We start from the raw sequence: 11,794 nt of genomic DNA on the forward strand, positions 1-11,794 counted from the left end.
CATCGACAAGGACCTGCTCGACCAGGCCGGGATCTTCCCGCACGAGCAGGTGGATGTGCTCAACATCACCACCGGCGCCAGGTTCACCACCTACGCCATCGAGGCGCCGCGCGGCTCCAAGGTGATCGGCGTCAACGGCGCGGCCGCCCGGCTGGTGCAGAAGGGCGACAAGGTGATCGTGGTCACCTACTGCCAGATGCCCTCCGAAGAGGCGCGCAACTACGCACCGACTGTTGTCTTGCTCGACGACGGCAACGAGGTGAAGAAGGCCGCGTGACCGCGCGGCTTTCCCTACTCCTTCTCATTCTCCTCGCGCTGGCGGGCTGCGGGCCGAAGGCGCCGGAAGGCGTCGACAAGGCCATGCTCGACACCGCGGTCAGCCAGGCGGTCGGCGATCCCGGCACCTGCGTGCTGATCGCCGAGGCGGGCGGCGGCCAGGTCTACCGCTTCGGGACCCACGCGGTGTGCGGGCGCAAGCTGCCGGACTGCGCCGCCGGGGCGGTGCGAACGGCCGGCGACCTGCTCGACGCCGCGGCGCGGGCCGACAAGGCCGAGACCGCCAGCTGCGCCTCGGCGAGCCCCGGCCGCCGGGTGGCCTGGGCCTGGGGCCCGATCCAGGGCGCGCCCTACGCCTATGCGGCGGTCATGGAAGGGCCGAATACGCCGCCGGGGATTGTCATCGACGACAAGCTGCAGGCGGCCTTCCGGAAAGCCGGGGTCGGCGCGCCGGACGCGCCCGCGGCCTCGCCTCCGGGCTAGTCGTCCACGTGCTCGTGGCCGCCGATGCGGCCCGGACGCCAATAGCCCTCCGCATGCACGTTGGCTTTCGGCACGCCGCGGCCGATCAGGTGCTGGCGAACCCTGCGGATGATCGACGTCTCGCCCAGGGTGTAGACGTGGCCCTCGCCGGCGGAGAGCTCGTAGCCCTCGACCGCGCGAAGCAAAACCTGGCTCTGGCCGGCCGGCGCATCGCGCGGAAGCCAGACGAGATTGACCTCGCCCTGGCTCTCCAGCGGCTGGCGGTCGGCGTCGGTCACAACCTCCAGGAAGACGTCAGCCCGGGCCCCGGCCGGCAGGGCCTCCAGCATGGCGAAGATCGCCGGCTGGGCGGTCTCGTCGCCGACGAACAGCCGCCAGTCGGCGCAGTCCTTCAGCACGTGCCGCCCGCGCGGCCCCAGCACCGTCAGCCGCTCGCCCGCCTTGGCCGAGCGGCAGTGGCGCGCGCCGGGCGCATCGCCATGCAGCACGTAGTCGATGGCGATCCGCCGGGCGGCCTTGTCCAGGCTGCGGATGGTGTAGTGGCGCCGATCGTGGCCGTCCCTGGCGGGGATCATCAGGATGACCTCCTGCCCCGGCTTGTGGTCGAACTGATCGAGATCCGGGGCCGTGTAGACCACCCGGCGCAGGCGCGCGCCGACATCGAAGGCCTCCACCACCTCGAAGCTCCAGGCCCGGCCGAACCGGCGCCGGAACAGCTCGGGATCCATATGCGGGAAGGGGGGCGGCAGGTCCGCCTGCGCTAGGCTCGCGTCGGGCATCGGGGGCTCCGTCATCTACTTGCCCGATGTATTCAGATATATCGCAAGCCGCAAGTGCTCTTGCGAATAATTTGCAACTAAATGCCCGCATGGGCCGCGGCCCCCGGGGCCGCGGCGCACCTGTCTAGCGGGCGACCTCGTAGAGACCGCTGACGTCGATCCGCACCTTCAGCTCGCCCGGCGCGATCTTGGTGGAAGCGTCCATCGACTCGGCCCGAGCCATCTGCAGCATCGGCATCGGCGGGGGCATGGCGTAGCCGCCGCCCTCGCTGAGCGACACCAGCCGCACGATCCGGTGGCCGGTGGCGTCGGCGTAGAGCGCCGCCTTCTGCTCCAGCGCCTTCACGGCCGCGCGGCGGGCGGCGTTCTCGGCCTCGGTGGGATCGTTCAGGCCGAAGCTGACGCCGTGCACCTGATTGGCGCCGGAGTTCACCGTCGCATCGACCACCTGGCCCAGCCGGTTCAGCTCGCGCACCGTGACGGTGACCTGGTTCGAGGCCTGGTAGCCCGTCAGCTGCGGCGGCCGGTTCTGCTCGTAGCGGTACTGGGGCGACAGGTTCAGCTGTGAGGTTTGGATGTCGCGGTCGTCGAGGCCGGCGCGCTTGAGCGCCGTGATCACCCGGCTCATCTGGTTGGCGTTGGCCTGCATCGCGGCCTGGGCCGTCGGCGCCTCGGTCATCACGCCCAGCGAGATGGTGGCCATGTCCGGGGCGATCTTGGTCTCGCCGTGGGCCGAGAGGTTCAAGGTGGTGGCCCGAAACATCGATTCCGCCGCCGGGGGCGGAGCCTGGGCGAAGGCTGCGGGCGCGGCCAAGGCGGATGTCGTCAGCATGGCCAGGCCGAGAACGCCGGCGCGGGCGAGAGTTTTCATGGGGGTCGGGTCCTTCGAGGGGCGGGCGAACATGCGCCGCACCTTGCCAAGCTTGACCTGAACAGAGCCTGTCGGCCACAGGGCAGCTCCCGTTCAGCCGCCTTCCAAGCCCGCCGCCCTTCGTGCTACCGCACCCGCACCGCAGCTACGGGCCTGTAGCTCAATGGTTAGAGCCGGCCGCTCATAACGGTCTGGTTGCAGGTTCGAGTCCTGCCGGGCCCACCAGCGCAGCTCCAGGGGTGTCCGCTGAGGTCCACGGTTGCAGGTGTGATCGCCCTAGTGAAGCCGCTTTCCGTCCAGCAAGCGCCGCCGCACGCCGTCGACATCACGCATTCTGTTGGTACGAATTCGAGGGTCGTACCAACAGAGCTTAGTTTACCAACAAGTGCCTCTCTCCGACGTCAGCTGCGAGCCCTAAGGCCGGCGGAGAAGCCGTGCAAAATCAGCGACTCGGCCGGTCTGCACGTGCTCGTGACGCCCGGCGGGTCGAAGCTTTGGCGGCTGGCCTATCGCTTCCAAGGCAGGCAGAAGGTGCTGGCGCTCGGCGCCTATCCCGACGTGCTGCTGGGCGCGGCCCGCCGCACAAGAGACGCTGCGCGCGAGCTGCTGGAGAACGGCGTCGACCCGGCCGAGGCGCGAAACGCCGAGAAGCGCAAGGCGCGGATCGCCGCCGGCCACACCTTCGAGCCGTCGCCGAGGAGTGGTTTGAGACCCAGAAGGGAAGGTGGGTGAAGTCCTATGCCGATAGGTTCCGCGCCCGGCTAGATGAGGACCTGCTGCCGTACCTTGGGGATCGTCCGATCGCCTCGATCGAGCCGATCGAGGTGCTCGACGTCATCCGCCGGCGAGCGGCGGGACGCCATCCAGTTGGCCCGCCGCATCATGCAGATGGCGAGCGCCATCCTTCGCTACGGCGTTGCGACCTCCCGCTGCGCGCGGGATCCGACCGCCGATCTCCGCGGGGCCCTCAAGCCTGCTCCGCCGCCGAAGCATCGCGCCGCCATCCGACGCGATGATCTCCCCGAATTCCTGCGCGGCCTTGAAGCGTACGATGGCGAGGTGACGACCAAGCTGGCTCTCATGCTCGTCCTCTACACCTTCGTCCGCACCGCCGAGATCCGCTTCGCTCGCTGGTCCGAGTTCGAGAATCTCGAGGGCCGCGAGCCTCTGTGGCGCATACCGGCCGAGCGGATGAAGATGCGCCGCCCTCACTTGGTGCCGCTCGCGCCGCAGGTCGTTGAGGTGTTACGTGAGCTTCGCCGGAAACGAAACGGTCACGGAAAAATCGGGTCGACTAGCTCACGATCGAGTGGACTATGTCGCCAAGTCCTCTCCGCCATGATCCCCCGCCTCTCCGGACTGCCTCCGCACCACCTGAAGGGCCTTGGCCCCTCACTGGCCTTCCAACGGTCTCGTCTAAAGGTCCCGCCGTCGGTGTCCCATTGCCGGGAAGGCGCAGCCAACATCTTCACCGTTTGAGTCCTGCCAGATCGCGCGTCGATGTCTGCATTCCGGCGGGATGCCGATGTCCGCTTGTGGCGCGATGCTGACGTGACGACTGCCGGCTAGACCCCTGCAGTCGTCCGAGCAGGCGCCCCGTCGGCGTTGGCAAATCGGTCCAGGCGTCCACGGATTATCGCGTTCGCCTCGCTCATAATGCGGTCGATCAGTTCCGCCACCGTGGGGACGTCGTGGATTAGCCCCACGACCATCCCGCAGCTCCAGCCGCCGGCATCCATCTTCCCCTCCTTCATGATCGCCGGGTAGACGCCGGCGACCTCAGGGGCGATGTCGGCGAAGGTGATCTTCTCGCCGAGATTGCGTTCCTTCTCGAGGAGGCGCTCCACCCCGGCGTTGGTCAGCACGCGCTCGGTGTTTCGCAGCGGGCGCATGATCAGCCGGGTGTCGAGTTCGTTCGCGGCGAGGATCGCCTGCTTCACGTTCTCATGGACGGGCGCCTCCTTCGTGGCGATGAAGCGGGTGCCCATGTTCATGCCTTCGGCGCCCATCGCCAGCGCTGCCACCAGCTGGCTGCCTGTCGCGCAGCCGCCGGACGCCACGAAGGGGATCTTCAGCTCCTCAGCCGCGCGGGGCAGCAGCACCCAGTTGCCGACGTCGTCCTCGCCGGGGTGGCCGCCGCACTCGAAGCCATCCACGCTGACGGCGTCGCAGCCGATCGCCTCCGCCTTCAGGGAGTGCCGCACCGAGGTGCACTTGTGGATCACCTTAATCCCGTTCTCCTTCAACGCCGGCAGCCACTTCTGCGGATTGTTGCCGGCGGTTTCGACGAACTTGACCCCGCCCCTGATGATCGCCTCGACGAAGCCGGGATAGTCTGGGGGCGTCACAGCCGGCAGGAAGGTCAGGTTCACGCCGAACGGCTTGTTGGTCATCTCCCGACAGCGGGCGATCTCCTTGGCGAGGTTCTCCGGCGTACCCTGGGTGAGCCCGGTGATGATGCCGAGTCCGCCGGCGTTGGAAACCGCCGCCGCCATTTCGGCATAGCCGACCATGTGCATGCCGCCCTGGATGATCGGGTGCTCGATGCCGAACAGTTCGGTGATCTTCGTTCTCATTGCGTTTCCCTGCCTCACGCTGGCTCACAGGCGTACAGGGGCGCCGTTGCGTCCGGCAATTTCTATTCTCTTGTTCGGCTCCCGGGTCTAAGCCGATGTTCACTTCTGGCGAATGGCGAAAGCCTGCATGGCTGCGCTCGTCGCGCTCGGGTCGCGGGGGCGATGCGGAAGGGGCGTGAAGGGCGTCGACCGGCGCTGAAGAGAGCAAACGCTGCCGGCGCTACCCATGATGCTGCGGCGACCGAAGGAACTCCTGAACAGCCGCCAGGTACTGGGCGAAGTTCTCGCGCCTCACGTTGTGCCCTGCGCCTGCGACTCGCGCTGCGACGATGCGGGGGTTCAGGGACATCGCCTCGGCGGCGATCGCCGGGCTGATCAAGCTTCCGAACTCCGGGTCTCCGTGGATCAGGAGCGTCGGCACAGAAATCCGGTCGATCTCCGCCTGCCACACCGTGGTGTAGGTGGGCATCGCCTCCGGGTCGACCTGGAGCTTCGCCGCCGCCCAGGCAGGCAAATCTGCGGGGCTCCAGTTGGGATGCCTCGATCTGCCCAGCGCCACGATCTCCGCCTCAGACATCGCCTGCAGGCGGCCCACCTCCTCGCGAAACTTCTGCCCGCGCGCGGCTGAAGTTGCGGCATCGGCCAGCGGCAGAAAAGGCGGGTCTTCGAGGATCACCTTGGCGATGCGCGCGGAGCAGGCGTTGGCGTAGGCGGCGGTGGCCCGCGCGCCGACCGAGTGGCCCATCATCACAGGCGACACCAGACCGAGAGCCTCGACGGCCTCGGTGATGTCGCGGACAGGATCGTGCGGCTCCGTGGAGGAGGGCCGGGCGCTGTCTCCGTGTCCGCGCGCGTCGAGCATCACCACGTCGAATTCGGCCTCCAGCGCGCAGGCCATGCGCGCCCAGCACAACCCGTTGTCGGTGAGCCCGTGCGACAGCACCAGAGGGGGCAGGTCGCCCCCGGTGCGGTGATAGGCCAGGAACCCGCCGGTCACCGGGACCGTCCCGGCCCGCCAGGCGGTCACGTCCGGCGACGCCGCGCCGCGAAGGCTACCAAGCGTAGGCCTCCGGCGCCGGCCCGCAGCCCGGGAAGATGTCCTCGATGCGCGCCAGGGTCTCTTTGAGTAGTGCGAGGGCGGGGACGTGCAGCACCGAGCTGAGCTGATGCAGACTGCGGGGACCGATGATCGTCGCGGTGATGCCCGGCTGATGAAGCAGCCAGGCGAGCGCCACCGCGCTGGGGGATTGCCCCAGCTGGTCGCAGAGCGCGTGGAAGCGGGCAAGCTGCGCCTCGCGCGCGGCGGCGGACGTCAGCGCGTCCTCCGACGCACGTCGCCCGGCGCCTTCGCTCGCGGGGCCCGCAAGCAGGCCGCCGGCCAGCGGGCTCCAGGTGATGACGCCGACGCCATAGGCTTGGCAGGCGGGGATCACCTCCAATTCCGCGCGGCGTTCGATCAGGTTGTAGAGGCTCTGTTCCGAGACTAGGCCCAGGCGCTGCGCGGCGCCGGCCTTCTCGTTGGCGCGGGCGATCGCCCATCCCGGGAAGTTGCTGGACCCGACGTAGGTGATCTTTCCCTGCGCGATCAGCCGGTCCATGGCCTGCCAGATCTCCTCGATCGGGGCGGTCCGGTCGATGTGGTGCATCTGGTAGAGGTCGATGTGGTCCACGCCCAGGCGCCGCAGGCTCGCCTCGCAGGCGGCCTGGATGTGCCGCGCCGAGAGCCCGCGGTCGTTGACGTCATCCGACATAGGCTCGTGGACCTTGGTGGCGAGCACCAGGCGGTCCCGCCGCGCCGGATCCTTCGCCAGCCACCGCCCCAGGAGCGTCTCCGTCGCCCCGACGCCCAGCCGGCCGCCGTACTGGTTCGCGGTGTCTATGAAGTTGATCCCGGCGTCTACGGCCGCGTCGAGGATCGCGAAGCTGTCCGGTTCGGAGGTCTGGGGTCCGAAGTTCATCGTCCCGAGGCAGAGCTCGCTCACCTTCAGCGCCGAACGGCCGAGCTGCCGGTACTTCACAACGGTCTCTCCGGTTCCGAGCTCATGGGGCCCGCAGCGTCGCGCCGGTGACGAGCGGCTGGCTGGAATCGGCCACGCAGTGACGAACCAAGCGCTGAGCGTGCTCGGACAGCTTGCGGTAGTCGTCGTAGCTGATGCCCGGAACGATCGGCTCGCGGAACCACGGGGCGTAGAACTCAAGGTTCGGGATGGAGCGGATGGCGTCGGAGACATTGGGCGTCCCCCCGTGCCAAGCGCGGACGTCGCGGACCATGATCGCCCCGGCCGGGGCGGGACAGACGGTGCTGAGGCGCATCCATTCCGGCTCTTCCGCGAGGGTGGGGATCGGCGTTCGGGCGTGCTGGGTGCCCGGGATCTGCCTGGTCGGGCCGTTCAGGCGGGTGACGTCCTGGGGCAAGAAGTTGACGCAGACATAGGGGCAGGGGAGGTCGCGGATGGTCAGCTGCCCGCGCGGGTCGTGGAAGGCGCTGAACGGCGTCGTGGCGTCGTCGCGCCAATCTCGGACATCCGAGTGCAGAGGCTGGTATTCCACCGCGCCGGGTAGGCAGAAATCGCCGCTGGCTGCGCGCAGCACGTAGTTCGGCGACCCGAAGATGCCGCTGACCACTTCGGTGACCACCGGGATATCCAGCAGCATCTGCCATTCCGGCCGGTGCAGCTGGCTGCGGGTCAGGCTCGAGCCCCCGAAGGAGTAGCGGTGCGAGCCGCGGTTGCCCCTGCGCCCCTCGTCGAGGGCGAGGATCTGGCCGGCCACTTCAGCACACCCGTTGGCCAGGAACTCGACCTGGCCGCTGTCCAGCACGTCGGCGACGACGACGAAACCGTCCCGGTTGAAGATCTCAACGGCGTGGCGGGCATCCCGCCGCTCCAGGATCTCGAGCCCGCGGATGCCGTTGTTCGCCTCCAGATAGGCCCGCAGCCGCTCGAGGTCGGGATCGTGCGTCTCGGTCGCCACGGCTTCAGCCCTGTCCATCATCTCACCCTCGGTCTGCGATCTTACGTTATTGTAATAACCGTCAATAGCAAGGGCGGCAATGCTTCTCCGCAGCGAGGCGGGTCAGGTGTTCCGCCCATGCGCCGCACGCCTCAGGCGAAGGGCCTCGGCGATATCCGCGTGACGCGAGCGGGTGATCGCGTAGGAGGAGAATATCAGCATCGAGATGACCGCGACTATGGCCGGCGCCGGACCCCAGATCAGCACCAGACCCACCTTCACCTCGTGCGGCAGCACGGCGCCCACCCTCTGTCCGATGTCCTCCGGGAAGCGAATGAGATCGAGGGCGACGCCGGCGATCAGGACGCCGACCCCCACCGCCGCCTTGTTGGCGAAGCCGAGCCCGGCGAAGTAGAGCCCCTCCCGGCGGCGGTCGAACAGGTGCTCGTGTTCGTCGGCCGCGTCAGCCATCATCGAGGGATAGGCGACGCTCACGAAGCCCAGCCCAATCCCGGCAACGAACGAGTTGAACTGCATCGGCCCCAGGGCGGCCGGGCCGGCTGGCGTGTAGATCCCCAGCAGCCAGGACCCCTGCATCACCAGCCAGTTGGCGATCAGCAGCGAAAGGCCGATCAGCACCACGCTCTTCTTCTCCAAGCGGCCCTGGGCCCTGGGGGCGAGCCCCACGCCGATCAGAAGTCCCACCACGAAGGCGTAGGTGATGAACTGGATGCTTTCGCTCTCTATCCGCCACACGAAGACGAAGGCGTGGCTGTTCAGAGTGGCGTTCACACCCTGGGCTACGTAGGTGATCACGGCGGATACGAAGAGCAGGCGGAACGAGCGGTTGGCGAATATCTCCGCCACCTCGGCGGGAAGGCGCCGGGCCATCCGCTGGGGGATCTGCTCGGGTTGCGGCAAGGACGGCGCGTACCGGCGCAGGCCCAGGCAGCACGCCGACATGCACGTGAAGAGGACCGCCGCAGCGGTCCATCCAAACCCGGGATAGCCCTCGGACCGCTGCAGCCCGCCGTCGGCGAAGAAGACGGAGAAGCCGAGCGCAGTGATCGCGAGCCCCGCGAGGATCCCGGCCACCGAGCGGTAGACCACCACGCTGGTTCGTTCGGCGTAGTCCGAGGCGAGCTCCGCCCCGAGCGCCATATAGGGCACGTGGAACAGCGAGATCGCGCTTCGGCTGGCGACCGAAAGGACCGCGAGCCACGCGAACAGTACGGTTTGGCTGAGGCCGGCAGGCGGGGAGAAAAGCAGGCCCACGCTGGCGGCGGTCAGCGGGATGGCGGCCAGCATCAGGGGCAGCCGGCGGCCCAACCTCGACTTGATGTTGTCCGACCACGATCCGATCATCGGATCGACGAGCGCGTCGAAAGCCAGGCCCACGGAGAGCGCAATCCCCACCAGGGAGCCGGGCAGGCCGAGCACTACGGAGTAGTAGAAGAACACGAAGCCGACGGCCGTGTCGAAGCCGCCCGACTGAGCCGCCTGGCCAAGGCTGTAGAAGATCTTGTGGCCTACGGTGGGGCCGCCCCGGCGCGCCAACGCCGCGCCGGCGGGACTTTGAGGCAGAATCTCGGTCTCAGATCCGTGCACGGCGCCGCTCCCTCTGATGTCGGTCAACGCCGTGGGCTCGACCCGTGCGCGCATCGCGCTCGCTATTGACGATACGTGTAATAGTTTGGGCGGCAAGTGACATCGCGGGCGCCACCGGTCGGGTCAGAGCCGCAGCACGTGCTTTGCGATGATGTTGCGCTGCACCTCATCGGTCCCGCCTGCGATGCTGGCCGCGCGCCCTTCCAGGTAGCGGACCATCTCTGGCTGAGCCCAGTCTGGTCCGACCGATCCGGCGAGGCCGGCTACTTCGGGGAACCACGGCGCGGTGTAGGGGCCGGCGCATTCCACAAAGAACTCTGTCATGCGTTGGACGATGTCCGTGCCCTTGAGCTTCAGGAGCGAGGACTGGTTCCCCGGCGCCCCTCCGGCAGCCACCTCCGACAGCGTGCGGAGCTCCGTGATCGCCAGCGCTTCGAGTTCTATCTCGGCCCAGTTCAGCCGGCTTGCGAAGCCAGGGTCCTGCAGCAGGCTGCCGCCTCTCGTTCCCGGAAGCGCGTCGGCCGCCTCACGAATCCGGCGCAGAAGGCTCTGGGAGAGGGAGACGAAGGCCTGGCCCGTGCGCTCGTGCGTCAGCAGGCCCTTGGCGACCGTCCAGCCCTCGCCTTCGCGGCCGATGCGGTTCTCGACCGGGGTCCGCACCGCATCAAACGTCACTCGGTTGAACATGTGGCGCCCGTCGATGGAGACGAGCGGGTGCACCTCCACACCGGGCGTACGCATATCCAGCAGGAGGAAGGTGATGCCCGCCTGGCGCTTCGGCTCGTCGGCGGTGCGGGTAAGGCAGAACATCCAGTCCGCCTCGTGGGCGTTGCTCGTCCAGATCTTCTCGCCGGTCACCACGTAGTGGTCGTCCTCGAGCACAGCGCGGGTGCGCAGCGAGGCCAGGTCCGATCCGGCCCCGGGCTCCGAATAGCCCTGACACCAGCGCACCCGGTTGTGGAGGATGTCGGGCAGGAAACGCTTCTGCTGCTCGGGCGAGCCGTAGGCGAACAGGATAGGCGCCAGCATCCCCATGCCCATGCCGCCGACCTGGGCCGGCAGGCCCGCCGCGGTGGTCTCGCGCTCCCAGATGAAGTGCTGGGTCGCGGTCCAGCCGGGCCCGCCGAACGCCACAGGCCACTTGTTGGCGGCCCAGCCGCGGTCGAGCAGCGCGGCATGCCAGCGGCCTTCGTGCTCCGCGGCCCGGTACGCCTCACCGCTGGGGAAGGTCCGCCGGATGAGGGCGCGGACCCCGTCGCGGAAGGCGAGCTCTTCAGAGGAGAGGGTGAGATCCATGGACAGGCGCCGTTGTTCTATTGTACAAAACGTCAATAGGCGCTTGCGCGTCTGGGTCAAGGAGGAAGCCGTCGATGGACGCCGCCGATACATTCGTCGCCGAGGAGCGGGACGGGATCTTGTCCGGGCCGGTGCGCCGGCCCGTGAACGTCTCCCGTGCGGCGGAAGGTTCGATCCACGACGACGGGACCGCCCAGGCGCTCGGCTTTCGCGGCGGGACGGTGGCGGGCAATATCCACATGGAGCAGTTCCCGCCGCTGATGGTGGCCAGGTTCGGGAGCGCGTGGTGGCGGACCGGCGGGCTGTCGCTGCACTTCCTCCACGCCACCACCGACGGCGAGCCCGTGCAGGCCTTCGTGGGCCGGCCCGAGTCCGGGGCTGTTCCGCGCGCGGAGGCCTGGATGGAGACGCCGGAGGGAGTGCGGGTCTGCGAGGGCACCGCATGGTTGGGCGGCGACGACCCGAATTCGGCCTTGAGGCTGAAGCTCGCCGCGGCGCGCCCGGCAGCCGAATTGCGGATTCTCGCGAGCGCGCAGGTCGGAGACGAGGTGCGTGACGTACCGAGCCGGCTTGACAGCGGGCCTGCGCTCGTACGGCTGGACGGCGTCACCGAGCCGCTGCCGGAGTACCGGGCCGATAAGGTGGCGGCGCCGGCAGTGGCGATCGACGCGCTGCGCGCCGTGGAAGCGCCCCTGTTCCGCTCCCAGGGAGAGTTCGTTGGATTGTTCGGAGCCATCGAGCTGCAGTTCCTGGCCGGGCCGGTCTTCCTCGACCGCGACTACCTCGCTGACGGCCGGGTCGTCGGTCTGTCGGAGTCTCCGAAGACTGAGATCGCCTGGTACGAGAGCGTGCTGCGGGAGGCCGACGGCGGGCGGCCGATCGCGCGCCTGCTGATGATGAGCCGTCTTCTGAAGGCCTCCTCGCCGCTATGGGGCTGAGGCCCGCGTCGCCCA

The 11,794-nt window shown here is 68.5% G+C and carries 13 protein-coding genes, 1 tRNA gene and 1 pseudogene; 7 read left to right on the plus strand and 8 right to left on the minus strand.

The window, feature by feature from the left end:
- Together panD and VHK87_RS11105 are read left to right on the plus strand one after the other, a co-directional pair.
- On the plus strand, positions 1-277 hold a 277-nt coding region (gene panD, locus VHK87_RS11100; protein WP_329634959.1), incomplete at its 5' end, for an aspartate 1-decarboxylase.
- Positions 274-759 (plus strand): hypothetical protein, encoded by a 486-nt coding sequence (locus tag VHK87_RS11105; protein WP_329634960.1) that lies wholly within the window; start codon positions 274-276, stop codon positions 757-759. The genes panD and VHK87_RS11105, both read left to right, overlap by 4 nt.
- On the opposite strand, the gene VHK87_RS11110 is transcribed toward VHK87_RS11105, so the two are convergent.
- Together VHK87_RS11110 and VHK87_RS11115 are read right to left on the minus strand one after the other, a co-directional pair.
- On the minus strand, positions 756-1,538 hold the full coding sequence (locus tag VHK87_RS11110; protein WP_329634961.1) for a siderophore-interacting protein: 783 nt from the start codon (positions 1,536-1,538) through the stop codon (positions 756-758). The two genes, VHK87_RS11105 and VHK87_RS11110, sit on opposite strands and share 4 nt — an antisense overlap.
- Before the next feature lie 124 nt (positions 1,539-1,662).
- On the minus strand, positions 1,663-2,409 hold the full coding sequence (locus VHK87_RS11115) for an SIMPL domain-containing protein (RefSeq protein WP_329634962.1): 747 nt from the start codon (positions 2,407-2,409) through the stop codon (positions 1,663-1,665).
- Positions 2,410-2,558: 149 nt separating this feature from the next.
- Here VHK87_RS11115 and VHK87_RS11120 point away from each other — a divergent pair.
- From VHK87_RS11120 to VHK87_RS11130, 4 genes and pseudogenes are all read left to right on the plus strand, one after another.
- Positions 2,559-2,634 (plus strand) — tRNA-Ile (locus tag VHK87_RS11120).
- 54 nt (positions 2,635-2,688) lie between these two features.
- Positions 2,689-3,141 (plus strand): Arm DNA-binding domain-containing protein, encoded by a 453-nt coding sequence (locus VHK87_RS11125; protein WP_329634971.1) that lies wholly within the window; start codon positions 2,689-2,691, stop codon positions 3,139-3,141.
- A pseudogene (locus tag VHK87_RS19490) lies at positions 3,138-3,194 on the plus strand (hypothetical protein); the annotation flags it as partial. The gene VHK87_RS11125 and the pseudogene VHK87_RS19490, both read left to right, overlap by 4 nt.
- Positions 3,175-3,888, plus strand: a complete 714-nt coding sequence (locus VHK87_RS11130) for a tyrosine-type recombinase/integrase (protein WP_414694142.1) — start codon at positions 3,175-3,177, stop codon at positions 3,886-3,888. The pseudogene VHK87_RS19490 and the gene VHK87_RS11130, both read left to right, overlap by 20 nt.
- An 86-nt stretch (positions 3,889-3,974) precedes the next feature.
- On the opposite strand, the gene VHK87_RS11135 is transcribed toward VHK87_RS11130, so the two are convergent.
- The 6 genes from VHK87_RS11135 to VHK87_RS11160 form a co-directional block, all read right to left on the minus strand.
- The gene (locus VHK87_RS11135) at positions 3,975-4,985 is read right to left on the minus strand and encodes a nitronate monooxygenase family protein (protein WP_329634964.1); all 1,011 of its coding nucleotides are present in this window, start codon (positions 4,983-4,985) and stop codon (positions 3,975-3,977) included.
- Positions 4,986-5,205: 220 nt separating this feature from the next.
- Entirely contained in the window at positions 5,206-6,012 is an 807-nt protein-coding gene (locus tag VHK87_RS11140) for an alpha/beta hydrolase (protein ID WP_329634965.1), read from the minus strand.
- Positions 6,013-6,037: 25 nt separating this feature from the next.
- Positions 6,038-7,003, minus strand: a complete 966-nt coding sequence (locus VHK87_RS11145; protein ID WP_329634966.1) for an aldo/keto reductase — start codon at positions 7,001-7,003, stop codon at positions 6,038-6,040.
- 22 nt (positions 7,004-7,025) lie between these two features.
- Positions 7,026-7,979: a phytanoyl-CoA dioxygenase family protein gene (locus tag VHK87_RS11150; protein ID WP_329634967.1), complete on the minus strand. Its 954-nt coding sequence runs from the start codon at positions 7,977-7,979 to the stop codon at positions 7,026-7,028.
- Positions 7,980-8,060: 81 nt separating this feature from the next.
- On the minus strand, positions 8,061-9,545 hold the full coding sequence (locus VHK87_RS11155; protein WP_329634968.1) for an MFS transporter: 1,485 nt from the start codon (positions 9,543-9,545) through the stop codon (positions 8,061-8,063).
- Positions 9,546-9,668: 123 nt separating this feature from the next.
- Positions 9,669-10,841, minus strand: coding sequence for an acyl-CoA dehydrogenase family protein (locus VHK87_RS11160; protein WP_329634969.1), 1,173 nt, complete (start codon positions 10,839-10,841; stop codon positions 9,669-9,671).
- A gap of 74 nt (positions 10,842-10,915) precedes the next feature.
- Here VHK87_RS11160 and VHK87_RS11165 point away from each other — a divergent pair, with 74 nt between their 5' ends.
- Complete coding sequence (locus VHK87_RS11165) at positions 10,916-11,779, plus strand: hypothetical protein (RefSeq protein WP_329634970.1); 864 nt, start codon at positions 10,916-10,918, stop codon at positions 11,777-11,779.
- The last annotated feature ends 15 nt before the right edge of the window (positions 11,780-11,794 follow it).

This window comes from Phenylobacterium sp. (assembly GCF_036263695.1).
Taxonomy (GTDB): domain Bacteria; phylum Pseudomonadota; class Alphaproteobacteria; order Caulobacterales; family Caulobacteraceae; genus Phenylobacterium.